This is a genomic window from Pseudonocardia sp. ICBG1293, from assembly GCF_020131355.1.
In the GTDB taxonomy this organism is placed as follows: Bacteria; Actinomycetota; Actinomycetes; order Mycobacteriales; family Pseudonocardiaceae; genus Pseudonocardia.
Genome location: NZ_JAHLEL010000006.1, coordinates 41,297 through 66,020 on the forward strand (window position 1 = coordinate 41,297; position 24,724 = coordinate 66,020).

27 protein-coding genes are annotated in these 24,724 nt (G+C 75.2%); 13 read left to right on the forward strand and 14 right to left on the reverse strand.

The window, feature by feature from the left end; genetic code table 11:
- Nucleotides 1-3 precede the first annotated feature (3 nt).
- On the reverse strand, nt 4-246 hold the full coding sequence (locus KPF47_RS00750) for a hypothetical protein (protein WP_224386277.1): 243 nt from the start codon (nt 244-246) through the stop codon (nt 4-6).
- A 523-nt stretch (nt 247-769) separates the two neighbouring features.
- On the opposite strand from KPF47_RS00750, the gene KPF47_RS00755 reads away from it, so the two are divergent.
- The 3 genes from KPF47_RS00755 to KPF47_RS00765 all read left to right on the forward strand — a co-directional run bounded on the left by KPF47_RS00755 (nt 770) and on the right by KPF47_RS00765 (nt 3,770).
- Complete coding sequence (locus tag KPF47_RS00755; protein WP_374108782.1) at nt 770-1,246, forward strand: ribonuclease domain-containing protein; 477 nt, start codon at nt 770-772, stop codon at nt 1,244-1,246.
- Nucleotides 1,243-1,614 (forward strand): barstar family protein, encoded by a 372-nt coding sequence (locus KPF47_RS00760; protein ID WP_224386278.1) that lies wholly within the window; start codon nt 1,243-1,245, stop codon nt 1,612-1,614. The genes KPF47_RS00755 and KPF47_RS00760 overlap by 4 nt, the downstream gene beginning before the upstream one ends.
- A gap of 203 nt (nt 1,615-1,817) precedes the next feature.
- On the forward strand, nt 1,818-3,770 hold the full coding sequence (locus KPF47_RS00765) for an FAD/NAD(P)-binding protein (RefSeq protein WP_224386279.1): 1,953 nt from the start codon (nt 1,818-1,820) through the stop codon (nt 3,768-3,770).
- 37 nt (nt 3,771-3,807) lie between these two features.
- On the opposite strand, the gene KPF47_RS00770 is transcribed toward KPF47_RS00765, so the two are convergent.
- From KPF47_RS00770 to KPF47_RS00810, 10 genes are all read right to left on the reverse strand, one after another.
- A complete protein-coding gene (locus KPF47_RS00770) occupies nt 3,808-4,980 on the reverse strand; it encodes a YeiH family protein (protein ID WP_224386280.1) in 1,173 nt (390 codons plus the stop codon).
- Nucleotides 4,977-5,153 (reverse strand): hypothetical protein, encoded by a 177-nt coding sequence (locus KPF47_RS00775; RefSeq protein WP_224386281.1) that lies wholly within the window; start codon nt 5,151-5,153, stop codon nt 4,977-4,979. The genes KPF47_RS00770 and KPF47_RS00775 overlap by 4 nt, the downstream gene beginning before the upstream one ends.
- 92 nt (nt 5,154-5,245) lie before the next feature.
- On the reverse strand, nt 5,246-5,374 hold the full coding sequence (locus KPF47_RS38335; protein ID WP_255658855.1) for a hypothetical protein: 129 nt from the start codon (nt 5,372-5,374) through the stop codon (nt 5,246-5,248).
- A gap of 97 nt (nt 5,375-5,471) precedes the next feature.
- Entirely contained in the window at nt 5,472-6,383 is a 912-nt protein-coding gene (locus tag KPF47_RS00780) for a sulfite exporter TauE/SafE family protein (protein ID WP_224386282.1), read from the reverse strand.
- 136 nt (nt 6,384-6,519) lie between these two features.
- Nucleotides 6,520-6,672 carry a hypothetical protein gene (locus KPF47_RS00785; RefSeq protein ID WP_020624367.1) on the reverse strand — a complete coding sequence of 51 codons (153 nt, stop codon included), beginning with the start codon at nt 6,670-6,672 and terminating at the stop codon, nt 6,520-6,522.
- 343 nt (nt 6,673-7,015) lie between these two features.
- Entirely contained in the window at nt 7,016-8,347 is a 1,332-nt protein-coding gene (locus KPF47_RS00790; protein ID WP_224386283.1) for a sulfate adenylyltransferase subunit 1, read from the reverse strand.
- Entirely contained in the window at nt 8,347-9,285 is a 939-nt protein-coding gene (cysD, locus tag KPF47_RS00795) for a sulfate adenylyltransferase subunit CysD (protein WP_224386284.1), read from the reverse strand. The genes KPF47_RS00790 and cysD overlap by 1 nt, the downstream gene beginning before the upstream one ends.
- Nucleotides 9,282-9,986, reverse strand: a complete 705-nt coding sequence (locus tag KPF47_RS00800; protein ID WP_224386285.1) for a phosphoadenylyl-sulfate reductase — start codon at nt 9,984-9,986, stop codon at nt 9,282-9,284. The genes cysD and KPF47_RS00800 overlap by 4 nt, the downstream gene beginning before the upstream one ends.
- A complete protein-coding gene (locus KPF47_RS00805; protein WP_020624363.1) occupies nt 9,983-10,159 on the reverse strand; it encodes a hypothetical protein in 177 nt (58 codons plus the stop codon). The genes KPF47_RS00800 and KPF47_RS00805 overlap by 4 nt, the downstream gene beginning before the upstream one ends.
- Nucleotides 10,156-11,823, reverse strand: a complete 1,668-nt coding sequence (locus KPF47_RS00810) for a nitrite/sulfite reductase (RefSeq protein ID WP_224386286.1) — start codon at nt 11,821-11,823, stop codon at nt 10,156-10,158. Before KPF47_RS00810 ends, KPF47_RS00805 begins: the two co-directional genes overlap by 4 nt.
- A 353-nt stretch (nt 11,824-12,176) precedes the next feature.
- Here KPF47_RS00810 and hemW point away from each other — a divergent pair, with 353 nt between their 5' ends.
- The 3 genes from hemW to KPF47_RS00825 are packed head-to-tail and all read left to right on the forward strand — an operon-like array spanning nt 12,177 to nt 14,154.
- Nucleotides 12,177-13,373 (forward strand): radical SAM family heme chaperone HemW, encoded by a 1,197-nt coding sequence (hemW, locus tag KPF47_RS00815; protein WP_224386287.1) that lies wholly within the window; start codon nt 12,177-12,179, stop codon nt 13,371-13,373.
- Nucleotides 13,370-13,600 (forward strand): hypothetical protein, encoded by a 231-nt coding sequence (locus KPF47_RS00820; protein WP_224386288.1) that lies wholly within the window; start codon nt 13,370-13,372, stop codon nt 13,598-13,600. The genes hemW and KPF47_RS00820 overlap by 4 nt, the downstream gene beginning before the upstream one ends.
- Nucleotides 13,601-13,638: 38 nt before the next feature.
- Complete coding sequence (locus KPF47_RS00825; protein ID WP_224386289.1) at nt 13,639-14,154, forward strand: hypothetical protein; 516 nt, start codon at nt 13,639-13,641, stop codon at nt 14,152-14,154.
- 22 nt (nt 14,155-14,176) lie between these two features.
- Here the strand turns inward: KPF47_RS00825 and KPF47_RS00830 are convergent, their stop codons facing one another.
- The 3 genes from KPF47_RS00830 to KPF47_RS00840 are packed head-to-tail and all read right to left on the reverse strand — an operon-like array spanning nt 14,177 to nt 17,123.
- Nucleotides 14,177-15,037, reverse strand: a complete 861-nt coding sequence (locus KPF47_RS00830; RefSeq protein WP_224386290.1) for an ABC transporter permease — start codon at nt 15,035-15,037, stop codon at nt 14,177-14,179.
- Nucleotides 15,034-15,984: an ABC transporter ATP-binding protein gene (locus KPF47_RS00835; protein WP_224386291.1), complete on the reverse strand. Its 951-nt coding sequence runs from the start codon at nt 15,982-15,984 to the stop codon at nt 15,034-15,036. The genes KPF47_RS00830 and KPF47_RS00835 overlap by 4 nt, the downstream gene beginning before the upstream one ends.
- Nucleotides 15,981-17,123 carry a hypothetical protein gene (locus KPF47_RS00840; RefSeq protein WP_224386292.1) on the reverse strand — a complete coding sequence of 381 codons (1,143 nt, stop codon included), beginning with the start codon at nt 17,121-17,123 and terminating at the stop codon, nt 15,981-15,983. Before KPF47_RS00840 ends, KPF47_RS00835 begins: the two co-directional genes overlap by 4 nt.
- A gap of 89 nt (nt 17,124-17,212) precedes the next feature.
- Here KPF47_RS00840 and hrcA point away from each other — a divergent pair, with 89 nt between their 5' ends.
- The 7 genes from hrcA (at nt 17,213) to KPF47_RS00875 (ending at nt 24,692) form a co-directional block, all read left to right on the forward strand.
- Complete coding sequence (gene hrcA / locus KPF47_RS00845) at nt 17,213-18,232, forward strand: heat-inducible transcriptional repressor HrcA (protein ID WP_224386293.1); 1,020 nt, start codon at nt 17,213-17,215, stop codon at nt 18,230-18,232.
- A 46-nt stretch (nt 18,233-18,278) separates the two neighbouring features.
- Nucleotides 18,279-19,445 carry a molecular chaperone DnaJ gene (dnaJ, locus tag KPF47_RS00850; RefSeq protein WP_224386294.1) on the forward strand — a complete coding sequence of 389 codons (1,167 nt, stop codon included), beginning with the start codon at nt 18,279-18,281 and terminating at the stop codon, nt 19,443-19,445.
- Between the two features lie 4 nt (nt 19,446-19,449).
- Nucleotides 19,450-20,205 carry a 16S rRNA (uracil(1498)-N(3))-methyltransferase gene (locus KPF47_RS00855; RefSeq protein WP_224386295.1) on the forward strand — a complete coding sequence of 252 codons (756 nt, stop codon included), beginning with the start codon at nt 19,450-19,452 and terminating at the stop codon, nt 20,203-20,205.
- A gap of 261 nt (nt 20,206-20,466) precedes the next feature.
- On the forward strand, nt 20,467-21,381 hold the full coding sequence (locus tag KPF47_RS00860) for a S9 family peptidase (protein ID WP_224386296.1): 915 nt from the start codon (nt 20,467-20,469) through the stop codon (nt 21,379-21,381).
- Nucleotides 21,382-21,473: 92 nt separating this feature from the next.
- Complete coding sequence (locus tag KPF47_RS00865; RefSeq protein WP_374108771.1) at nt 21,474-22,580, forward strand: PhoH family protein; 1,107 nt, start codon at nt 21,474-21,476, stop codon at nt 22,578-22,580.
- Nucleotides 22,581-22,684: 104 nt separating this feature from the next.
- On the forward strand, nt 22,685-23,230 hold the full coding sequence (gene ybeY, locus KPF47_RS00870; RefSeq protein WP_224386297.1) for an rRNA maturation RNase YbeY: 546 nt from the start codon (nt 22,685-22,687) through the stop codon (nt 23,228-23,230).
- Nucleotides 23,231-23,267: 37 nt separating this feature from the next.
- Entirely contained in the window at nt 23,268-24,692 is a 1,425-nt protein-coding gene (locus tag KPF47_RS00875; RefSeq protein WP_224386298.1) for a hemolysin family protein, read from the forward strand.
- Nucleotides 24,693-24,724 lie beyond the last annotated feature (32 nt).

The following is a 24,724-nucleotide window of genomic DNA, read 5'->3' on the forward strand; positions in this document are numbered from 1 at the left end:
CGGTCAGTTGCCGGGCTGGCGGGGCATCGTCCGTAGGACGGCGACCTGCTGGTCCAGCTCGGCCGCGATCAGTTCGGCGTGCAGGGCGGCGGAGGCGCCGTCGTGCACGGCGAGCGCGCGGTGCCGGCGCACCAGGTCGTCGATCGAGTCCAGCAGCCGGTCCACGGTCGAGCGGCCGGCGTCGGGTTCCGGGATCTCCACGGGTGCGGGAGTCTCGGGCAGGGGGTGGATCAGCTCTGCGGTCATGCGACGTTCTCCGTTGAACGTGTCGGGGTCGGGGTCGGTCATGCGCAGTCGTTCCTGGTGTCTCGAACTCCGTTGTACCCGCTCGCACGCAGTTTTACTGCGCGTAGAACAGCGGTGCGACGCAGGACACGGTGACCGGGTGCACCGGGGCGGTGACCGGTCGTGATCATGGCCTGTCACCGGCCCCCGATGCGGTCGGCGGGCGAACGGAGGGTGGTCGTCGCGGCGGCCGCGGAAACGGCGGGTGACCGTCCGATGACGTGTCGTCGCGGCATCTGCACCCGAAAGGGTGACCCCGCCTAGCGTCCGAACCATGATCATCCGACCGGACGCGCGCTCCGGGACGCGTGCGCTGATCGCCGGCGCCCTCGTCACCGCTCTGGCCGTCCTCGGCCTCGCCCTGCCCGCAGCGGCCGCCGCCGCCCCCGCTGCCACCATGCCCGCAGCCGCCGCCCCCGCAGCGGCGACCCACGTAGCGGCAGCCCCCGCTCTCGCCGCATCCGCCCCGGCCGCATCCGCGTCCGTGGCCGCTGTCGCAGCCGCGCCGGTCGCCGGCGCCGCTGCTGCGCCCGCCGGCGTCGCCGCGCCCGCCGGCGTCGCCGCGCCCGCCGGCGTCGCCGCGCCCGCCGGCGTCGCCACGCCCGCCGGCCTCGCCGCGCCCGCCGGCGTCGCTGCGCCCGTCGCTCCGGCCGCGGTGCCGGGGGCGGAGGAGTCCGGGCTTCCGGTGCGGGCGCTGTCGTCGCTGCCGGTCCAGGCCACCGACACCTACCGGCTGATCCGCTCCGGTGGTCCCTACCCGTACTCCCAGGACGGGACGACGTTCCGGAACCGGGAGGGGATCCTGCCGGCCAGGTCGACGGGGTACTACCGGGAGTTCACCGTGCCGACCCCCGGCGCGGACACCCGCGGTGCCCGCCGGATCGTCACCGGGTCGGGCGGCGAGTACTACTACACGGCCGACCACTACGCCTCGTTCGTCGTGGTAGACGTCTCGGGATGAGCACCCTTCCCCGCGAGAGCGCCGGAACCGGCCCCGCCGTCGACGCGGCCCGGGGCCGGGTCGGGGATCCGGGCGTCGTCGCCGTCGTCGCGGGGGTCGCGGACCGCGCCGCGGTCCTGTCCGCCTTCGGCCGGGCGCTCGGCTTCCCCGGGTACTACGGCCACAACCTCGACGCGCTCGCGGACTGCCTGGGCGACCTGTCCTGGCTGCCCGCCGGCCCGGTCGAGATCGTCCTCGCCGACGGCCCGCTCGCCGCGGCCGACCCCGGCACCCACGCGGCGGTCCTCGACGTGCTGGCCGAGGCCGTCGCGACGACGGCCGGGACCGAGCGACCGCTGCGGGTGACCCTGGCGGGTCCGGCGACCTGACCGTCCCGCGGCGGAATCCCCTGGTGCGGCGCGGCGTTGACCCGCACGGGCGGGCTGCGACGGGTGGCCGGCGGGAGGGGGGCGACCTACCGTGGCTTCCATGGGTCTCCGGTTGGTGCGGCGCCGGCACGTGGACCTGTGCCGCCTGCGGTGGGCGCCGTGAGGGGCCGTCCCCTCCGCACCCGCCGACCCAGGAGCGCCCCATGTCCCGTCACCCGCACGCCCCCTCCGTCGTGATCGTCGGCGCCGGTCCCCGTGGAGCCGGTGTCCTCGAGCGGATGGTCGCGAGCGCGCCCGAGCTGCTGCCCGACGCACTCGCCGGGCCCGGGGTCGACGTGCACCTGGTCGACCCGTTCCCGGCCGGGGCGGGGCGCATCTGGCGGCACGCGCAGTCCCCGCTGCTCGCGATGAACTCGATGGCCGCCGACGTCACGATGTGGACCGACTCCTCGGTCGTCTGCGACGGCCCGGTGGCGCCGGGCCCCTCGTTCTGGGACTGGGCGCGCGAGCTGCGCGAGCACGGTGACCCGGAGTCCGAGCTCGGTCCGGAGCTCGCCGGGGAGCTCGCACAGGTCACGGCGTCGACGTTCCCCTCCCGGCGGCTGCAGAGCCACTACCTCGCCGCCGTGCTGCGGGAGGTCGTGGAGCGGGCACCGGCCGGGATCCGGGTGCACGTGCACCGCAGTACCGCCGAGGCCCTCGACGAGACCGACGGGCGGCAGGTCGTGACCCTCGCCGACGGCACCGTCCTGCGCGGCGACGCCGTCGTGCTGGCCTCCGGGCATCTCGACGCCGCCCCCACCGAGGACGAGATCGCGCTCGCGGCCCGCGCCGAGGCACTCGGCCTGCGCTATCTGCCGCCGGAGCAGACCTCCGACTCCGACCTCTCGGTCATCGCCCCGGGGGAGACGGTGCTGGCCCGCGGGCTGGGGCTGGCCTTCGTCGACCTGGTGGTGCTGCTGTTCGAGGGCCGCGGCGGACGCTTCGTCCCCGACCCGGACGACGCCGACCCCGGCCGGCTGCGCTACGAGCCGTGCGGGCGGGAGCCGGTGCTGGTCGGCGGGTCCCCCCGCGGCGCGACCTACCACTCCAAGACCCACTACCAGCTGCGGGCGGGGCGGCCGCCGCTGCCGCGGTTCCTCACGCCCGAGGTCGTCGACGACCTGATCGCCTCGGGCGGCCCGGTCGACGTCGCCACCCGGGTGTGGCCGCTGATGGCCAAGGAGATCGGCTGGGGCTGGTACCACGAGCTGTTCGTCGGCCACCCCGAGCGCGTCCGCGCCGGCTGGGAGGAGTTCGCCGAGCGTTTCGCCGCCGTCGCGCACGGCTCGTCGGAGGAGGCGGCGCTGATCGCCGAGCTGGTGCCCGACCCGCTCGACCGCCTCGACCTCACCGCGCTGGACCGGCCGCTCGACGGCGTCCACGCCCCGGATCTGGAGACGCTGCAACCGCTGGTGCGCGAGCGCATCGCCGAGGACCTGCGCCAGCACGTCGACGAGCGGCACACCCCGCACCTGGGCGCGTTCGTCGCGGTGCTCTCGGTCTACACCGAGACCACCCGGCTCGCCGGGTCCGGTGTGCTCTCCCCGCGCTCGCGGGCGCGGGACCTGCCGTGGTGGCAGTCGTTCTTCAACTCCGTCGCCTCCGGCCCGCCCGGCTTCCGGGTCCGCCAGATGCTCGCGCTCTCCCGCGCCGGGTACCTGCGGTTCCTCGGGGCGGGGATGGCGGTCGACGTCGACGCCGACGGGTTCCACGCCACCAGCACCACCCTCGCCGGGGCCGAGCCGGTCACCACCCGGGTGCTGGTCGACGCCCGGCTGCCCGACCCGAGCGTCTCGCGCACCGTGGACGGCCTGCTGGGCGGGTTGCTCGCCCGTGGCGAGGCCGTCGAGGAGGTCCTGTACGACGACGACGGCGCGCCGCTGCGCAACACCGGTCTGCTGTCGGTCCGCCCGGCCGACGGCGCGCTGCACACCGCCGACGGCGGGGTGCACGAGCGACGGTTCGCCGTCGGGCCGCACACGACGGTCAAGGTCGCCGGTGCCTTCACCCGGCCCGGGATGAACGCGCAGAGCCTGCGCTACAACGACGCCGTCGCCCGGGCCGTGCTGGGTGTCCTGCCGGGCGCCACCACCCGCGCCGTGCCGGCGGCCTGAGCGGTCCCGCCCGGTGCGCGCCGGGCGGGACCTGCGCTCAGACCGTCAGACCGGAGAACAGCAGGACCGCCAGTCCGAGGCCGACGGCCAGGTTGACGCCGGTCGCCGCGGCGAACACCCCGATCGGGCGCCAGCCGGCCTCCCGCAGCGGCGCCACCCGGAACTCCAGGCCGATCGAGACGAAGGCCAGGATCAGGAACATCGTCCGGAACGCGTTGGCGTCGCTGATCAGCGGCTTGGCGACGTCGGAGCCGGCGGTGGCGACGAACACGGTCGCGATCACCGAGGCGGCGAGGAACCCGAGCACGAACTTGGGGAAGCGCTCCCAGAACTCGCGCAGACCCGGCCGGCCCGCCGAGCCGCCTCGCTCGACCTTCACCGTGAAGTAGGCCGTCAGTGCCACCGCGACGACGCCGAGCAGCGCGTTCTGGGTGGTCTTGACGATGGTCGCGATCTGCAGCGCCTCCTCGCCGACGATCGCACCGGCCGCGCTCACCGCGGCGGTGGTGTCGATGTTGCCGCCGATCCAGGCACCGGCGACGGCCGGCGACAGCCCCAGCGCCCCGACCGCCGCGGGCAGCAGGAAGATCGACGGGAGGGCGAAGATGATCACGAGGCTGGCCGTGTAGGCGAGCTGCTCCTTCCTGGCCTGCACCGCGCCGGCGGCGGCGATCGCCGCGCTGACCCCGCAGATGGACACCGCGGACGCCAGCAGGGCGCGGAGCTTGTCGTCGACCCCGGCCCGCCCGGCGAGCCACCAGGTGAAGCCGAAGACCACGGTGATCAGGACGACCGCCTGCACCACGGCCGGTCCGGCGGCGCGGACGATGACCGAGAAGTCGATCGAGGCGCCGAGCAGCACCAGGCCGGTCTTGATGAAGAACTCGGTGCGGAACCCGCCCGAGAGCCGTTCGCGCAGCCCGGTCACGGTGAGCAGGACGTTGCCGAGCAGCCCGAGGGCGATCGCGTAGACCGGGTACTCGATCGCGTCGGCGATCCCGGACAGCGCGGTGCCCTCGGCGGCGTCCGGGACGGTCTGTTCGAGGAAGCGGACGAGTCCGCCGAGGACGAGGACCACCGCGACGCCCCCGAGCCCCCACAGGACGGGGGAGCGGGTCGGCGCCGGTGGCCCGGTGTCGGGCCCGGTCTGCGGTGCGGTCGGCGGCGTGGTGTGCGGTTCGGCCGGTCGGCCGGCGTGCTGGTCGGTCACGGGACCAGCCACCCCGGCCAGAGCCCGGACAGGATCAGGACGAGCAGCAGGAGGCCGACGACGGTCGCGGCCCAGTCCTCGTTCAGGGCGAGGCGCCGCTGGGCGGGCACGTCCCCGGGCTCGCGGTCGGTCCCGGCGTGGGAACCGGGTGGGGTGTCGGACGGGGTGCTCACGGGTGACCCCCGGAGGTGGTGCGGGACATCGGGTTCCTCACGACGGGTGGGTGCGGGCGCAGGACGGCGCGCGACCCGGCCCGGGTCGCGCGTCAGGGCCGCGGACAGAACTCGTCGTAGGCGTGCGGCCGCCGGGACGGCCAGAACTCCTCCCGGTGCCGCGCGAGGTGCGCGAGGACCGCGGGGTGCGTCGCGCAGCGACGGGACACCGGGGCGGTCATGGCCCCGATCGTGCGCGGTCGGAACGAAGGGGACAAGGTGTCGCCCACGGGACGGACGGGATGTCCGGACACCCCGTCCGTCCGACCCGTGGGGAGGTCAGCCGGTGGAGACCGGCTGCTCCGCCTCGGCCGGGGACGCCGCGCCCTCGGTCCGGCTGCGGCGCAGCCGGGTGACCGCTACACCGATCGCCAGCGCCCACAGCGCGAGGATGACGACGTAGACGCCCGCGGTCACCGGACCGCTCGCGTCGGCGGCCCGCAGCAGCGTCCGGGCGTTGGTGAGGATGATGACGCCGCCGACCGCCGAGCCCAGTACCGGCGCCGGGATGCGGGTGACGAGCCAGGCCGCCAGCGGTGCGGCCAGCACCCCGCCGATCAGCAGCCCGCCGATGGTGGAGGGGTCGAGCACCTCGTGGCCGAGCCCGACGAGGAACCCGACGCTCGCGGCGAGCGCCACCAGGAACTCCGAGGCGCTGACCGAACCGACGACGGTGCGCGGTGCGGTCCGTCCGGCGCCGAGCAGCGCCGGGGTGGAGACCGGGCCCCACCCGCCGCCGGACGCGTCGACGAAGCCGGCGACCAGCCCGAGCGGGGACAGGAACCGGGCGCCGTGCGGGGAGGTGCGGGCGGTGGCGACCCTCGGCGGCCGCACGCTGAAGCGCAGCAGGACGTAGACGCCGAGGGCGAGCAGGATCCCCGACATGTACGGGGCGGCGTTCTCGGTGGACAGGGCCGACAGCAGCGTCGCTCCCAGGAACGCGCCGATCGCACCGGGCACGCCCAGCTTGAGCACGAGCTTCCAGTCGACGTTGCCGAAGCGCCAGTGCGAGGCGCCGGAGGCGAGCGTGGTGCCGACCTCGGCCAGGTGCACCGAGGCGCTCGCGGTGGCCGGGTTGATCCCGGCGAAGATCAGCAGCGAGGTCGAGGTGACGCCGTAGGCCATGCCGAGTGCGCCGTCGACCAGCTGGGCGGCGAGGCCGACGAGGGCGAAGACGATGAGTGTGGGCACGGACGGTCCTTCCCGGGCTGCCGGTGGACGCGGTCCCGGGCCCCGGCACGTCCCGGTGGGGACGCGGGGTGCGGGGCGGCCGCGGTCACGGTGACCGGTGGTGTGGTGGGGGTGGCGCTCGGCGCCGTGGGCCGGGTCAGCGAGCGCGACAGAACTCGTCGAACGCGTCGAGCCGGCGCGACGGCCAGAACCGCTCGAGGTGCGCGACGAGGTGCCAGGACACCGCCGGGTCCGCCTGCGAGCGGCCGGGCGACAGCACCCGGTCGGCGGGCGTCGCGGTCGTGGTCACCACTCCATGGTGGAACGGGAGCGGGGTGCCGACAAGCCGACGTCCGCAGGCCGGGAGCACGACCAAGGTGTCCGGACAACCGCTGTGAACTGCCGGTTTCCGGACGGATGCGCGAACGAGCCGCGGCCTCGGGCCGCGGTTGTGACCCGACACACCGGGGTCGGTCCGGACATCGGCCCCGGCCGTGCCCACCCGGTGATGGTCGGGAGCGGGGCGGTGCCGACACCGCCGACACCGCCCCCTCGCCCGACACGCCCCCGTCCCTCGCGGTCCGCGTCGCGGGGCCGGGGACGACGCGGCCCCGCACCCGGAGCGGATGCGGGGCCGTCGGGCGCGGTCACCGTCAGCCGGCGGCCGGCACCGCCGCGAGCGGGTCGCCCACCAGCCCGGCGGCGAGCGTGTTGCCCGTCGGCGGGTCGATCAGCAGGAACCCGCCGGTGGTGCGCACGCGGGCATAGGGGTCGACCGGGAGCGCGTCGGCGACGCGCAGCGACACCCGTCCGATGTCGTTGATCTCCAGCTTCTCCGGGGCGGCGGCGTAGGACACCGTCTCGGTGTCCAGCCGCGACCCCAGCGCCCCCACGATCACCTGGGTGGTGCGGGTCCCGTGCTTGAGCAGCAGCCGCGCGCCCGGGAGCAGCGGCTTCTCGGCCAGCCAGCACAGCGTCGCGTCGATCTCGGAGGTGACCTCCGGGGCGTCGGACGCGGCGGCGATCAGCGCGCCACGGGGGGCGTCGATGTCGTCGGCCAGCAGCACGGTGACGCTGAGCCCGGCCCCGGCGGCGGCCAGCGGACCGTCGGCGGTCCGGACCTCGGACACGGTGGTGCGGTGCCCCTCCGGCAGGACGACGACCTCGTCGCCGGGCCGGACGGTCCCCGAGGCGACCTGGCCGGCGTAGCCGCGGTAGTCGTGCAGGTCCCCGAGCGACGCGTCGGCGGAGCGGGACTCGGCACCGTTGCGCGGCCGGATCACGTACTGGACCGGCATCCGGAACGGGGCCGTGGTGTCCGGGCCCTCGACCGGGACCGACTCCAGGTGCTCCAGCAGCGTCGGTCCGGTGTACCAGGGGGTGTGCCCGCTGCGGGACGCCACGTTGTCCCCGACCAGCGCGGACACCGGGATCACCTGCACGGCGGCGTCGTCGAAGCCCAGCGAGCGGGTGAGCTCGGTGAACTCGCGCCCGATGTCGGCGATCTTGGCCTCGTCGTACTCGATGAGGTCGATCTTGTTGATCGCCAGGACCAGGCGCGGAACGCGCAGCAGCGACAGCACGGCGGCGTGCCGGCGGGTCTGGGACACCACGCCGTTGCGGGCGTCGACCAGCAGCACCGCGAGCTCGGCGGTGGAGGCGCCGGTGACGGTGTTGCGGGTGTACTGCACGTGGCCCGGGGTGTCGGCGAGCACGAACTCCCGGGTGGGCGTGCCGAAGTACCGGTAGGCGACGTCGATCGTGATGCCCTGTTCGCGCTCGGCGCGCAGGCCGTCCACGAGCAGCGACAGGTCCGGGGTGGACATCCCCTTGTCGACCGACGCGCGCTCGACGGCCTCGATCTGGTCGGCGAGCACCGACTTGGTGTCGTAGAGCAGGCGCCCGACCAGGGTGGACTTGCCGTCGTCAACGGAGCCGGCGGTGGCGAAGCGCAGCAGGTCGCGCGGGGCAGCGGTGTCGACCATCAGAAGTAGCCCTCCTTCTTCCGGTCCTCCATCGCGGCCTCGGACAGCCGGTCGTCGGCCCGGGTCGCGCCGCGCTCGGTCAGGCGGGACGCGGTGACCTCGGCGATGACCTCGTCGAGGGTGGTGGCGGTGGACTCGACGGCGCCGGTGCAGGAGCCGTCGCCCACCGTGCGGTAGCGGATGGACCGCCGCTCCAGCCGCTCGCCGTCGCGTACCCCGCCCCAGGGCCCCTCGGCGAGCCACATGCCGTCGCGCTGGAAGACCTCGCGCTCGTGGGCGTAGTAGATCGACGGCAGCTCGATGCCCTCGCGCCGGATGTAGCGCCAGACGTCGAGCTCGGTCCAGTTGGAGATGGGGAACACCCGGACGTGCTCGCCGGGGGCGTGCCGTCCGTTGTAGAGGTTCCAGAGCTCGGGGCGCTGCTTGCGCGGGTCCCAGCGGCCGAACGCGTCGCGCAGGCTCATGATCCGCTCCTTGGCCCTGGCGCGCTCCTCGTCGCGCCGGCCGCCGCCGAACACGGCGTCGAAGCGGTGCTCGGCGATCGCGTCGAGCAGCGGCTGGGTCTGCAGCGGGTTGCGGGTGCCGTCGGCGCGCTCGACGAGCCGGCCGTCGGCGAGGTAGTCCTCGACGCGGGCGACCTCCAGCCGCAGCCCGTGCTGCGCGGCGACCCGGTTCCGGAACTCGATGACCTCCGGGTAGTTGTGTCCGGTGTCGACGTGCAGCAGGCCGAACGGCACCCTGGCCGGCGCGAACGCCTTGATGGCCAGGTGCACCAGCAGCGTGGAGTCCTTGCCGCCGGAGAACAGGATCACCGGGCGGTCGAACTCACCGGCGACCTCGCGGAACACGTGGATCGTCTCGGACTCCAGGGCGTCGAGCGCGTCCAGGGCCGGGGTCGTGACGGCGGCGGTCACGGCGGTCTCCTCCAGGGTCGTCATGCGTGCAGCCCGCACTCGGTCTTGGCGCGGCCGGCCCAGCGGCCGGAACGGGGGTCCTCGCCGGGCTGGGGCTTCGCCGTGCAGGGGGCGCAGCCGATGCTCGGGTAGCCGGCGTCGACCAGCGGGTTCACCAGGATCCCGTGCTCGGCGATGTAGGCGTCCATGTCCTCGTCGGACCAGGCGGCGATCGGGTTGATCTTCACCAGGCCGAACTTCTCGTCGTAGGTGACCAGCGGGGTGTTCGCCCGGGTCGGGGCCTCGACCCGGCGGACGCCGGTGACCCAGGCGTCGTAGCCGGACAGGGTCCGCTCCAGCGGCACGACCTTGCGCAGCGCGCAGCAGCGGTCCGGCTCGCGGGCGAACAGGTCCTTGCCGAACTCGGCGTCCTGCTCGGCGACCGACTGGTCCGCCTGCGCGTTCACGATGCGCAGCTGCGGGTACACGGCGTCGACCGCGTCGCGGGTGCCGATGGTCTCCGCGAAGTGGTAACCGGTCTCCAGGAACAGCACGTCGATGTCCGGCCGGGCCCGCTGGGCCAGGTCGACCAGGACGGCGTCCTGCATGTTGGAGGCGACGATCAGCTTGTCGCCGAAGGTCTGCGCGGCCCAGGCGAGCACCTGCTCGGCCGTCGCGTCGGGACCGAGGTCGGCGGCGCCGCGCTCGGCGGTGGTCCGCAGGTCGGTCTCCAGGGCAACACTCATGATTCCGCTCCCGAGGTCTCGGGGACGCCGATCCCCACGAAGGTCACGACGAAGGTGCGCAGGCAGCCGGCGCACCACCAGGCGGCTCCGGGGACCTTGTCCGACCGCTCGGCCGGACGCAGGTCCTCCTCGCCGCAGTACGGGCAGTAGAACGTCGCGGCGCGCTCGCTCATTTCAGGTCCGCTTCGTCGGCCCGCAGGACCCACTGGGCGAAACGCTCGTCGCCGTCGCGCTGGTCGGCGAAGCGCCGCACCACGCGCTCGACGTAGGCCCCCAGCTCGGCGCTGGTGACCTTGAGCCCGCGCAGCTTGCGGCCGAACCCGGAGTCGAGCCCGAGCCCGCCGCCCAGGTGGACCTGGAAGCCCTCGACCTGGTTGCCGTCGGCGTCGGTGACGATCTGGCCCTTCAGCCCGATGTCGGCGACCTGGGTGCGCGCGCACGCGTTCGGGCAGCCGTTGAGGTGCAGCGAGATCGGCACGTCGGGCACGACGTCGGCGAGGTGCTTCTCCAGGTCCTCGACCAGCCGGATCGCGCGCTCCTTGGTCTCGACGATCGCGAGCTTGCAGAACTCGATGCCGGTGCAGGCCATCGTGGAGCGACGCCAGGTCGACGGCCGGGCCGGCAGGCCGAGCCTGTTCAGGTCCTCGATCAGCCCGTCGAGCCGGTCGTCGGCCACGTCCAGCACGACGATCTTCTGGTACGGCGTGAACCGGATGCGGTCCGACCCGGCCCGCTCGGCGGCGTCGGCGACGGCGGTCAGGATGGTGCCCGAGACGCGGCCCGAGGGCGGGGCGACGCCGACGTAGTTGCGGCCGTCCTTCTGCTTGTGGACGCCGACGTGGTCGATCGGGCGCTCGGGGATCGCCGGGGCGGGGCCGTCGACCAGCTTCCGGCCCAGGTACTCGTCCTCCAGGATCTGGCGGAACTTCTCCGGGCCCCAGTCGGCGATGAGGAACTTGATGCGGGCGCGGTGGCGCAGGCGGCGGTAGCCGTAGTCGCGGAAGACCTGCACGACGCCGTGCCACACGTCGGGGACCTCGGCGAGCGGGACCCACGCGCCCAGGCGTTCGGCGATCCGGGGGTTGGTGGACAGGCCGCCGCCCACCCAGAGGTCGAACCCGGGCCCGTGCTCGGGGTGCTCGACGCCGACGAACGAGATGTCGTTGATCTCGTGCGCGACGTCCTGCTGCCAGGAGATCGCGGACTTGAACTTGCGGGGCAGGTTCGACAGCTCGCGGTCGCCGATGAAGCGCTCGACGATCTCGTCGATCGCCGGGGTGGGGTCGACGACCTCGTCGGCGGAGACGCCGGCGACCGGTGAGCCGAGCACGACGCGCGGGCAGTCGCCGCAGGCCTCGGTGGTCTGCATGCCCAGCGGCTCGATCAGCTTCCAGATCGCCGGGACGTCCTCGACGCGGATCCAGTGGTACTGGATGTTCTCCCGGTCGGTGACGTCGGCGGTGTCGCGGCCGTAGCGCTGCGAGACCTCGCCGAGCGCACGCAGCTGCTCGACCGAGACCGAGCCGCCGTCCAGGCGGACCCGCATCATGAAGTACTCGTCGTCGAGCTCCTCGGGCTCCAGCGCCGCGGTGCGGCCGCCGTCGATCCCGGGCCTGCGCTGGGTGTAGAGGCCCATCCAGCGGAAGCGGCCGCGCAGGTCGGCGGGGTCGATCGAGTCGAAGCCGCGCCGGGAGTAGACGTTCTCGATCCGTGCGCGGACGTTGAGCGGGTTGTCGTCGCGCTTGCTCCGCTCGTTGGGGTTCAGCGGCTCACGGTGGCCGAGCTTCCACTGCCCCTGGCCCTTGGGGCGGCGGGGTGCGGTCTTCGAGGGCGCCATGTGGTGGGTGCTCCGATGTCGGGCGGATCGGGCACACCCCGGCCCGGGACAGGGCGCGGAGCGGCCCGGGCGGTTCGGTGGGGGGCCGTCGGGTCAGCGACGGCGACAGAGCGCGCTACGGGTCCGGTTCAGGTCCACGTGGCGGCGCGCCACGAGGCGGAGACGGAGTGCGGGCACGGATACAGGGTGCCACGGTGTCCGGACCTGCCACAAAGTGACGTTCGCATCCTGGGAGGGGTGCCCCGATAGGTACGGACGTTCCCGCCCCGGGGCCCGGTCCGCCGAGTGTCGCGGAGGCGGGCGTCGTCGGCGGTGCCGACCCGCCCGCCGGGGTGGTGGCAGACTGGCCTGACGTGACCCCCGTGCCGCCGGCCTTCGGGCTCTACGTCCACGTGCCGTTCTGCGCGACCCGCTGCGGCTACTGCGACTTCAACACCTACACCGCCTCCGAACTGGCGGGCGACGCCGCGTCGCCGGACGGCTGGCTGGCCGCCGCCCGCGCCGAGATCGCGCTGGCCGCCCGGACCGTGGGGGACCGCACCGTGGAGACGGTGTTCGTGGGGGGCGGTACGCCGTCGCTGATCGGCGCGGACCGGCTCGTCGCGATGCTGGACACCGTCCGCGAGCACTTCCCGCTCGCCCACGACGCCGAGGTGAGCACGGAGTCGAACCCCGAGTCGGTGTCGCCGGAGTTCTTCGACCGGCTCCGGGCCGGCGGGTTCACCCGCATCTCGCTGGGCATGCAGTCCGCCGCCCCGCACGTGCTCGCCGTCCTCGACCGCACCCACACCCCGGGGCGCGCCGTCGCCGCCGCCCGGGAGGCCCGTGCCGCCGGGTTCGGCCACGTCAACCTGGACCTGATCTACGCCACCCCCGGCGAGACCGATGACGACCTGCGCGCCTCCGCCGACGCCGTCCTCGACGCGGGGGTGGACCACGTCTCGGCGTACGCGCTGATCGTCGAGGACGGCACCGCGCTGGCCCGCCGGGTCCGCCGCGGTGAACTGCCCGCCCCCGACGACGACGTCGCCGCCACCCGCTACGAGCTGCTCGACGCACGGCTGCGCGCGGCCGGGCTGTCCTGGTACGAGGTGTCGAACTGGTCGCTGCCGGGTGCCGAGTGCCGGCACAACCTGGGCTACTGGCGCGACGGCGACTGGTGGGGGATCGGCCCGGGCGCCCACTCGCACCTGGCCGGGACGCGCTGGTGGAACGTCAAGCACCCGGCGCGCTGGGCCGGGGCGCTCGCCGCCGGGGACAGCCCCGAGGGCAGACGCGAGGACCTCGGCCCCGACGAGCGGCACACCGAGCGGGTGATGCTGCGGCTGCGCCTCGCCGAGGGCATGGCCCTGACCCTGCTGCACGACGGCGGACGCGCGGCCGCCGCCCGCGCCGTCGCCGAGGGGCTGCTGGACCCGGCGGCCCACGACGCGGGCCGCGCGGTGCTCACCGACCGGGGACGGCTGCTGGCCGACCGGGTCGTCACCGACCTGCTGATCGCCGACGACGACCCCGCCGCCGCGACCACCGGCCCGGCGGGGGCCCGGTGAGCCCGCGCCGCCGGGCGCTGCTGGTCGTCGTCGCGCTGCTGGTCGCGGTGGGGGTGGCCGTCGCGGTGGTCACGGCGCTGCCCGGGACGTCCCCGGGGTCGGCCCGCCCGTCGCCCAGGACCGGCCCGGTCCGGTCCTGCTCGTCCCCGGCTACGGCGGCGACCGCACCGGCCTGGAGGTCCTCGCCGGGGCGCTGCGCGCCCAGGGCCGCGACGCGCGCGTCCTGACCCTCGACGGCGACGGCACCGGCGACCTCGACCGTCAGGTGGACGTGCTGGACCGGGCGGTCACCGTCGCCACCGGGGCCGGGGCGCCGTCGGTCGACGTCGTCGGCTACTCCGCGGGCGGTGTGGTCGCCGGCCTGTGGGCGGTCCGCGACGACGGCCCGGCCCGGGCCCGGCGGATCGTGTCGATCGGCTCGCCCCTGGCCGGGACGACGGTGGCCGGCTCGGCCGCGGCCGTCGCCCCGGAGGCGTGCCCGCAGGCCTGCCGCCAGCTCGCCCCGGGGTCGGCGCTGCTGGGCGAGCTCGCGGGGGTGGGGTCGGCCGTGCCGTGGCTGTCGGTGTGGACCGACCGGGACCGGGTGGTCACGCCACCCACCTCGGCCCGGCTCGACGGGGCGGTCAACGTGGAGCTGCAGCAGCTGTGCCCGGGATCGGCCGTGGGCCACGGCGACCTGCCCGCCGACGACGCGGTGATCGGCCTGGTCGTCCGCGCCCTGTCCACCGCACCCATCGACCAGGCCCCGGCCGCCTGCGGCACCCTGCGCGCCGCGGGCTGAGACGGGCCGGCGCGGCGCCCGCTCAGCTCGCGATGTCCTTGGTCGCCAGGTTCGCCCATGCCGCCCCGACCGCGACGGCGACCCAGCCGGCCTGCACCCACGCCCCGGTGCGGGCGGCGTCGTAGAGGACCGGGTCGCGGTAGAGGTCGATCCAGGCCAGCCAGTGCGCGGTCGGGAGGAACTCGACGAACGCGGCCGAGGCGTCGAGGGCCTGCAGCGACGCGCTGGTCACCACGACCGCGAGGACCGCCAGCGCCGCCGCCAGCGGGGAGTCAGTCAGGGTGGAGAAGAAGATCCCGAGCGCGCCGAGGGTCAGCATGCACAGCGCCAGGTAGGCCACGGTCAGCGCGGTCCGGGTCGCCAGGTCCACCGGCTCGATCACCGTCCCGGACAGCGACGCCACCGAGCCCGCGCCGGCGTCGACCGGGGGCAGGGTGAGACCGCCGGTGGCGGTGGTGGTGCCCGTGCCGAACACCGCGATCCCCACCGCGTAGGACGTCAGCACCACCAGGGTCACCGCGGTGACCACGAAGAACGCCACCGACCCCAGCTTCGCCAGCAGCAGCCGGAGCCGCCCGACGGGCCGGATCAGCAGGTAGCGCAGCGTCCCCGCGGCGGCCTCCCCGGCGACGGTGTCCCCGGCGACCACCGCCACCGTGATCGGCAGCAGGATCGGCAGCACCAGCGCCAGCGCGAAGGCCGGGAAGATCTGCCCGTTGGTCGCGACCGCGGACAGGAACGCGGGACCCTGCCCCGGCGGCGGGAGGATGCCGGTGGCCGACACGACCACCGCGACCAGCGCCGGCAGCGCGCACAGCAGCACCCAGCACAGCCACACCCGGGTGCGGCGCAGCAGCAGCAGCACCAGCTCGACGAGGATCACCGCGCCGCCCTCCCGCCGGCCGTCGCGACCCGGTCCGAACCGTCGCCGGTGCGTTCCAGCACCACCTGCTCCAGGGTGCGGCGCTCGGGTTCCAGCGAGGTCACCGGCACCCCGGCCCGCACCAGGTGCGCGTTGAGGTCGGCGGGGTCGGCGGCGCGCACCACGAGCCGGTCACCGTCGGTGGACTCCAGGGCCCGGCCGAGCACCCGGGCCGCGGCCGCCGGGGCGGGCGTGCGGACGACGACCCGGCCGGTCGGCGCGCGCAGGGCGTCGAGGTCCTGGACGAGCACCAGGTGCCCGGCGTCCATCACCCCGACCCGGGTGCACAGCGTCTCCACCTCGGCGAGCAGGTGGCTGGACAGCACCACGGTCGTGCCCCGGTCGTTCAGCGCGGTCAGCAGCGCGCGCATCTCGCCGATGCCGCGCGGGTCCAGACCGTTGGTCGGCTCGTCGAGCAGCAGCAGCTCCGGGCCGCGCAGCAACGCCGAGGCGATGCCCAGGCGCTGGCGCATTCCCAGCGAGTACGCCCGCACCGGACGCCGGTCGACCCCGCCCAGGCCGACCTGCTCCAGCGCCTCCCGCACACGTCGTCGCCGGTCGCCGGGCCGGTGCAGCGGCCCGCCCACCGAGCCGGCCGCGTCGAGCAGGGTCAGGTTCGCCGGCCCCGACAGGCCGGGCCACGCGGCGGGCGACTCGACCAGCGCACCCACCCGCGGCAGCACCGACCGGGCGGCCCGCGGCATCGGTGACCCCAGCACCTCGATCGACCCCGAGGTGGCGTGCACCAGCCCCAGCAGCATCCGCACCAGCGTCGTCTTGCCCGAGCCGTTCGGCCCCAGCAGGCCGAACCGGGAACCGGCCGGCACCTCCAGATCGACGCCGTCGACGGCGCTCACCCGCCCGAACCGCTTGGTCAGCGCGTGCGTCGCGACCACCGGGCCGCTCACCGGCCGGTCCCCATCAGCTCGACGGCGGCGGACTCCAGCACCGCGGGCCGCACCGTCCCGGCCAGCAGCACGCCGCGCTGCGCGCGCCGGGCCACCACCAGGCTCAGCAGCGGCGTCGCGACCCGGGCGGCCGAGCCCCCGGGCAGGCCCGGCACGTCCACCCCGCCCGCGGCGGCCGAGCCGCGCACGATCCCGTCGACGACCTCCGGCCCGGCCGGGACCAGCACGAACCGGCCGACCCCGGTGCCGTAGACCCCGACCCCGGGCAGCAGCTCGGCGGCCGCGACGTCCCCGGACACCGGCAGCTCCACCCGGTCGCGGCCGGCGAGCCGGTCCGGTGGCGGGTCGGCGCCGACCCCGCGCAGCGCGCCGGTCAGGTCGTCGGGCCGGGCCCGCACCCGTTCCGCCGACGGCGGCGGCGCCGGGACCAGGGCGGCCGCCGGTGGCGGGCCGGTCCGCACCGCCTCGAACGCCGTCCGCAGGAGCGGGTCCGCGCCGTCGCGGGCGGCGATCTCCACCGCGACCGGGAGTGCGCCGTCACCGGCCGGTACCGACCACACGTCGATCCGCCCGGCCAGGCTGTCCGGGTCGGCCGGGGTCACCCGCAGCCCGGCCGCGGCGAGCCCGGCCACCCGGCGCGGCGGCAGGGCCGTGACCGGGTCGTCCGGGGTCGCCCCGAGCAGCCGGCGGGCCAGGTCGGCCGGGGCCAGGTCCGAGGCCCGCGGGAACCGGACCGGCGCGAGCGGGGAGACCGTGGTGAGCCGGTTCGCGCCGTAGTCCCAGACCCGCTCGACCCCACCGTCGCGGTAGGTGTCGACCTCCCCGACCGGGGTGAGCTCGTCGACCCGCCAGCGGCCCGCGTCGGCGACCTGGACCCGGATGCGGGTGGTCGTCGACAGCAGCCGGGCCGCGGAGCCGATCGGTGCGACGGTGGGCAATCCGAGACGGCCGGTGGCACTCGCCAGGCCGGAGTGGGCGACGACACCGGCCAGGATCCGGTCCCGCAGCGCGACCGGGTCCGCACCCCCGGCGACCTCGCCGACGGACCGCCAGCGGTCGGCCGTCCCCGTCGCGACCAGGGCGACGGCACCGGCGCCGACGAGCAGGGAGCGCCGACCGAAGCGGCGTGCGGAGATCACCCCACCCACCGTGCCACGCCGCGTGCCCCGGCCGCGCGGCCACGACGGCGCCTAGGATGGACGGGGCACACCGGGGGAGGTGCGAGGAGATGAACGCCGACGAGCGGCGGTTCGCCGTGCTGCGGGCCATCGTGGCCGACTACGTGTCGACGCAGGAGCCCGTGGGGTCCAAGGCCATCGTCGACCGGCACAATCTCGGGGTGTCGAGCGCGACGGTGCGCAACGACATGGCCGTCCTCGAGGAGGACGGGCTGATCGCCCAGCCGCACACCAGCGCGGGCCGGATCCCCACCGACAAGGGCTACCGCCAGTTCGTGGACCGGATCGCCCAGGTCAAACCGCTGTCGTCGGCCGAGAAGCGGGCCGTGCAGACCTTCCTCGACGGTGCCGTCGACCTCGACGACGTGCTGCGCCGCTCGGTGCGGCTGCTCGCGCAGCTGACCCGCCAGGTCGCCGTCGTGCAGTACCCGACGCTCACCCGCTCCACGGTCCGCCACCTCGAGGTGGTGCAGCTGACCCCGGCCCGGCTGATGCTGGTGCTGATCACCGACTCCGGCCGGGTCGACCAGCGCGTCGTCGACCTGGGCGACGTGCTCGCCGAGTCCGACGTCGCCCGGCTGCGGGAGATGCTGGGCAACGCCCTGAGCGGCCGCAAGCTCGCCGAGGCCTCGGCGGCCGTCGCCGAGCTGCCGGACACCGCGCCGGAGGACCTGCGCACCCCGCTGCTGCACCTCGCGACGGTGCTCATCGAGACCCTCGTGGAGCACCCCGAGGAGCGGATGATGCTGGGCGGCACGGCGAACCTGACCCGCAGCCACGCCGACTTCCCCGGCTCCCTGCGCCAGGTCCTGGAGGCGCTGGAGGAGCAGGTCGTGGTGATGCGGCTGCTCGCGGCCTCGCAGGACTCCGGGCTGGTCACGGTCCGGATCGGTGAGGAGAACGAGGCCGAGGACCTGCGCACCGCCTCCGTGGTCACGGTGGGGTACGGATCGGGTACCCCGCTGGGCGGGATGGGCGTCGTCGGACCGACCCGGATGGACTACCCGGGCACGATCTCGGCGGTGCGTGCGGTCGCCCGGTACGTGGGTGAGATCCTGACCGGTCGGTAGGTACTTCCAACGTTGATGTCCGTACGTTCCAGAGGAAAAGAGCCAGGTGGCACGCGACTACTACGGGATCCTGGGCGTCGAGCGCGGCGCCGACGCCTCGGAGATCAAGCGGGCGTACCGCAAGCTCGCCCGTGAACTGCACCCCGACGTCAACCCCGACCCCGCGGCACAGGAGAGGTTCCGCGAGGTCAGCGCCGCCTACGAGGTGCTGACCGACCCGGAGAAGCGCCGGGTCGTCGACCTCGGCGGCGACCCCCTCGACGCCCGCGGCGGTGGCGGCGGCGGTGGTGACCCGTTCGCCGGGTTCGGCGGGTTCAGCGACATCATGGACGCGTTCTTCGGCGGTACCGCCGGCGGCGGCCGCGGACGCGGCCCGCGCAGCCGGGTCCAGCCCGGCGCGGACGCGCTGATCCGGATGGAGCTGACGCTGGAGGACTGCGCCGCCGGCGTGCAGCGCGACCTCGCCGTCGACACCGCCGTCCTGTGCACCCAGTGCCAGGGCTCCGGCTGCGCCGAGGGCACCCACCCCACCGCCTGCGACACCTGCGGCGGGTCCGGGGAGATCCAGAGCGTGCAGCGCTCGTTCCTCGGGCAGGTCGTCACCGCGCGGCCCTGCCCGACCTGCCGCGGGTTCGGCGAGGTCATCCCCGACCCCTGCCGCCAGTGCGCGGGTGACGGCCGGGTCCGGTCGCGGCGCACCGTCGCGGTCAAGATCCCCCCGGGCGTCGCCGAGGGCATGCGCGTGCGCCTGTCCGGCCAGGGCGAGGTCGGCTCCGGCGGAGGCCCCGCGGGCGACCTCTACGTCGAGGTGGAGGAGGCGCCGCACGAGCTGTTCACCCGCGACGGCGCCGACCTGCACTGCACCCTCCCGCTGCCGATGACCGCCGCGGCGCTCGGCACCACGCTGCCGCTGCCGCTGCTCGACGGCTCGGTCGCCGAGATCGACGTCGAGGCGGGCACCCAGCACGGCACGGTCCGGACCCTGCGCGGCAAGGGCATGCCCCGGCTGCGCTCCACCGGACGCATCGACGGCCACGGCGACCTGCTGGTGCACGTCGAGGTGTCGGTGCCGACCCGGCTGGACAAGGAGCAGACCGACCTGCTGCGCCGGCTCGCCGAGCTGCGCGGGGAGGAGCAGCCGGACCTGATCGGGGGCTCCCGCAACGGGCACGGACTGTTCTCCAAGCTGCGCGACAGCTGGACCGGATGCTGACGGCGTGACGACGGCGCCGCTGTTCCTGGTCGACGACGTCGCGTCGCTGCCGGGCCCGGGCTCGGACACGGTGCTCGACGGCCCGGAGGGGCGGCACGCCGCGACCGTACGACGGCTGCGTCCCGGCGAGGCGCTGGTGCTCTCCGACGGCCGGGGCGGTCTCGCCCGCGCGGAGGTCGTCGACTCCGCCGGGCGGGACGCGCTGACCGTGCGGCTGCACGAGGTCGCGCGGGTGCCCGCCCCCGCGGTCCGGGTCGTCGTGGCGCAGGCGCTGGTGAAGGGCGACCGCGGTGAGCTCGCCGTGGAGACCGCCACCGAGGCCGGGGCCGACGGGTTCGTGCCGTGGCGGGCCGCCCGCTGCGTGACCCGCTGGGACGACGGCCCGCGCGGGGCGAAGGCCCTCGAGCGCTGGCGGTCGACCGTGCGGGAGGCGGCCAAGCAGGCCCGCCGACCGTGGCAGCCCGAGGTCGCCGACCCGGTGACGACCGCCCAGCTCGCCGCCCGGGTGGCGCACGCCGACACCGCGCTGGTGCTGCACGAGTCCGCCGGTGACGACCTCGCCTCGGTCGCGCTGCCCACGGCGGGGGAGGTGCTGCTCGCCGTCGGGCCGGAGGGGGGCGTCGACGACGCCGAGCTCGACCGGCTCACCGAGGCCGGCGCGGTGCCGGTCCGGATGGGGCCGGAGGTGCTGCGGGCCTCCACCGCGGCCTGTGTGGCCCTCGGCGCCCTCGCCGTCCGCACCGGCCGCTGGACCCGCTGACCCACCGCTCTCCACCCCACCGCCCGGCCCCACCGCCCGGCCCCACCGCCCGGCCCCACCGCCCGGCCCCACCGCCCGGCCCCACCGCCGCCCCGGCGCCCGCCGCACCCCGGACGAGGCCGTCGCACCCTCACCGGGGGCGCGACGGCAGCACCCGGGGGCGCGGCGCGGCACCACGACGGCAGCCCGGGGGCCGGTACGCGGGTCACGATCCGGCGAACCGGTCGTCGGGGACGGGGCGCGGGTGTCATCATCCGCCGTGTGAGTGACCACGCTCCCCGTGTCGGACGCCGCGCACTGCTGGCCGGTCTCGCCGCGGTCCCGCTGCTCGGCGGCTGCGGCAACGACGCACCCGCGGCACCGCCGCGGCCGCGGCGCGACGAGAGCACCCCGCGGACCGAACGGATCGCCTACGGCGGCCAGCCCGACCAGTTCGGCGAGCTGACCTTCCCGGCCACCCGGGACCTGCCCCGCGGCGCGGTGGTCGTCGTGCACGGCGGGTTCTGGCGGGCCGGCACCGACCTCACGATCATGCGCCCGGTCGTCGACGCGCTGGTCGCGGCGAACTTCGCGGTCTGGAACATCGAGTACCGCACGGTGGACGCCGGTGGCGGCTGGCCCTCCACCTTCGACGACGTCGCGATGGCCACCGACCACCTCGCGACCCTGCGCTCCACCCGGCTCGACCTGCGCCGGCTCGTCACCCTCGGGCACTCCGCGGGCGGGCACCTGGCGGCCTGGCTGGCGATGCGGGCGACGCTCGCCCCCGGCGACCCGGGCGCGACGCCCGTGGTCCGCCCGGCCGGGGTGGTCTCGCTGGCCGGGGTGGTCTCGCTGGCCGGGGTGCTCGACCTGGCCGGCGGGACGCTGCTCGGCGACGGCGCCGTCGCCGACCTCGTCGCGGCGACCCCGGGCGCCGACCCGGCCCGCTTCCGGGCGACCAGCCCGCTGGAGGCCGTCCCGCTCGGGGTGCCGTCGGTGTGCGTGCACGGCACCGCCGACGCGGTCGTCCCGCTGTCGCAGAGCGAGGACTTCGTCGCGGCCGCGACGGCCGCCGGGGACCGCTCCGAGCTGGTGCGGATCGAGGGTGCCGACCACCTGCAGCTGATCGACACGGCCCACCCGGGGTGGGCCGCGGAGCTGCAGGCCGTGGAGCGGCTCAGCACCCCCGCCTGACCCGCCGGCGAATCGGCGGGTGCCACCGGGGGTCCGACCGGTACGATCGGCGCAGTCCGGCGACCCGACGTACGAGGCAGGCGAACACACTCTTGACCGGCACCGAACCCGGCTCCACCCCCCGGACCGACCTGCGGTCCACCGCGGCACCGGGCGGAACCGTCCGGTCGCGGATGACCGTGCCGGACACCGCGCTGCTCGCCCTGCTCGGCTCCCGCGACGACAGCCTGCGCGCGGCCGAGGAGGAGCTGACCGCCGACGTCCACGTCCGCGGCAACGAGCTGACCCTGTCCGGGGCCCCGGCCGACGTCGCGTTCGCCGAGCGCGTGTTCGCCGAGCTGATCACCCTGGCCGAGCGCGGCCAGCTGGTCGGTGCGGACGACGTGCGCCGCACCGTGCAGATGCTCTCGGCGGAGAACACCGCCGACGAGCGCCTGGGCGAGTCCCCGGCCGAGGTGCTGAGCCTGGACATCCTGTCCCGGCGCGGGAAGACCATCCGGCCCAAGACGCTCAACCAGAAGCGCTACGTCGACGCCATCGACACCTTCACCATCGTGTTCGGCATCGGCCCCGCGGGTACCGGCAAGACCTACCTGGCGATGGCCAAGGCCGTGCAGGCGCTGCAGGCCAAGCAGGTCAACCGGATCATCCTGACCCGGCCGGCCGTCGAGGCGGGGGAGCGGCTGGGGTACCTGCCCGGCACCTTGTTCGAGAAGATCGACCCCTACCTGCGCCCGCTCTACGACGCGCTGCACGACATGATCGACCCCGAGTCCATCCCGAAGCTGATGGCCGCCGGGACGATCGAGGTCGCCCCGCTGGCCTACATGCGCGGCCGGACGCTGAACGACGCGTTCATCATCCTCGACGAGGCGCAGAACACCACGCCCGAGCAGATGAAGATGTTCCTCACCCGGCTCGGCTTCGGCTCCCGGATCGTGGTGACCGGTGACATCACCCAGGTCGACCTGCCGGGCAACGCCCGGTCCGGCCTGGCCGTCGTGCAGGACATCCTCGACGGCGTCGACGACGTGCACTTCTCCCGGCTCGACAGCGCCGACGTGGTCCGGCACCGGCTGGTGTCCGACATCGTCGACGCCTACGCCCGGTTCGACGCGGCGTCGGAGCACCGCGCGGCCGCCGTCGGCAACGGCGCGCCCCGCAACGGCCCCGCGCGTCGTCCCGACCGGCGGCGGTGACCGGCGGCGGTGACCGGGGGCGGGTGGCACCGGGGGCCCTCGGTGCGGGCGTCTAGGCTGCCCCCTACATCCGTATCGGCGAGCAGGGGCAGGGCAGCGGCGGCGTGAGCATCGAGGTCGTCAACGAGTCCGGGATCACGGTCGACGAGGCGCAGATCGTGTCGGTCGCCCGGTACGCGCTGGACGCGATGAAGGTGAGCCCGTCCGCCGAGCTGGCCATCACCGCCGTCGGGCTGGACGCGATGGAGGAGCTGCACGTCCGCTGGATGGATGAGCCGGGCCCCACCGACGTCATGGCGTTCCCGATGGACTCCCTGGTCGAGGACACCCGGCGCCCCGACGCGCCGGACCTGGGCCCGGCCCTGCTCGGCGACGTCGTGCTCTGCCCGGCCTTCGCCCGGGACCAGGCGCGCAAGGCCGGGCACACCCTGGCCGACGAGCTGCACCTGCTGACCGTGCACGGCATCCTGCACCTGCTGGGCTACGACCACCTGGAACCCGAGGACGAGCGCGAGATGTTCGCGCTGCAGAACCGGCTGCTGGTCCGCTGGCGGGAGGACCGGGCGCGCGAGCGCGCGCAGGCCGCCCAGAAGCGCAGCGACGACCGGCTGCTCGGGGCCGCCGGGTTCGAGGACGAGTCCGGCCGGTGACCGGGACACCCACGACCACGTTCTCCGAGGAGCCGAAGTGACCACCGTCTGGCTGATCGTCGCGACGGTCCTGCTGGTGTTGCTCGCCGGGGTGTTCGCGGCCGCGGACTCGGCCCTGATGTCGATCTCGCGCGCCCGGGTGGACGCCGTCGTGCGTGCCGGCCGGGCCGGCGCGAAGGCGCTCGCCGCGGTCGTCGCGGACCGGCCGCGGCACGTCAACCTGCTGATGCTGCTGCGGGTCACCTGCGAGACGGTCGCGATCATCCTGCTGGCCGTGGCGCTCGCGCCGCTGTTCTCCGCCACCTGGATCGGGCTGCTGCTCACCGGCGTGATCATGGTGCTCGCCAGCTACGTCCTGATCGGCGTCGGGCCGCGCACCCTGGGGCGCCAGCACCCGTACCGGATCGGGCTGCTGCTGGCCGGCCCGATCCGCGCCATCGGGGTGGTGCTGTCGCCGCTGGCGAAGCTGCTGATCCTGCTGGGCAACGCGATCACTCCGGGCCCCGGCTTCCGCGACGGCCCGTTCTCCACCGAGGTCGAGCTGCGCGAGCTCGTCGACATGGCGAGCAACCGCGGCGTCGTCGACGAGGGCGAGCGCAAGATGATCCACTCGGTGTTCGAGCTGGGGGAGACCCCGGTGCGCGACATCATGGTGCCGCGACCGGACCTGATCTGGACCGAGCGCGACACCCCGGTGGAGAAGGTGCTGCGGCTGGCCCTCAAGAGCGGGTACTCCCGCATCCCGGTGCTCGGCGAGGGCGTGGACGACGTCATCGGCATCGCCTACCTGAAGGACCTGGTGCGGGCCCGTGAGGAGGCCCGGCGCGGCGAGCGCGAGGTCCCGCTGCCCGACATCCTGCGTCCCGCGGCGTTCGTGCCGGACTCCAAGCGCAGCGACGACCTGATGCGCGAGATGCAGCGCACGCGCAACCACATGGCCGTCGTCGTCGACGAGTACGGCGGCACCGCCGGCGTGGTGACGATCGAGGACATCCTCGAGGAGATCGTCGGCGAGATCACCGACGAGTACGACACCGAGGAGGTGCCCGAGGTGGCCGAGGCCTCCGACGGTGCCTTCCGGGTCTCCGCGCGGCTGCCCGCCGAGGACCTCGAGGAGCTGTTCGCCGGGCGGTTCCGCGGCACCCCGCGCGAGGACGAGCTGCACGAGGCACTGGAGAACGCCGACGTCGACACCGTCGGCGGGCTGCTCGCCCAGCGCCTCGGCAAGGTGCCGCTGCCCGGCGCGACCGCCGAGCTGGACGGCCTGCTGCGGCTGCAGGGCGAGGGCGGCAAGGACTCCCGCGGCCGCGTCCGCATCACCTCGGTGCTGGTCAGCCCGCTGGAGCCGGCCGAACCCGACGACACCGACCACGACGGGGCGCGCGACGGCGCCCGGGAGTCCGACGTGCCCGACCACGTCGCGGGCGACCCCACCGAACACGCCGGAGCCGACCGGAACTGACCTGGCCCTCTCCGGCCACGGGGAGCGACCGA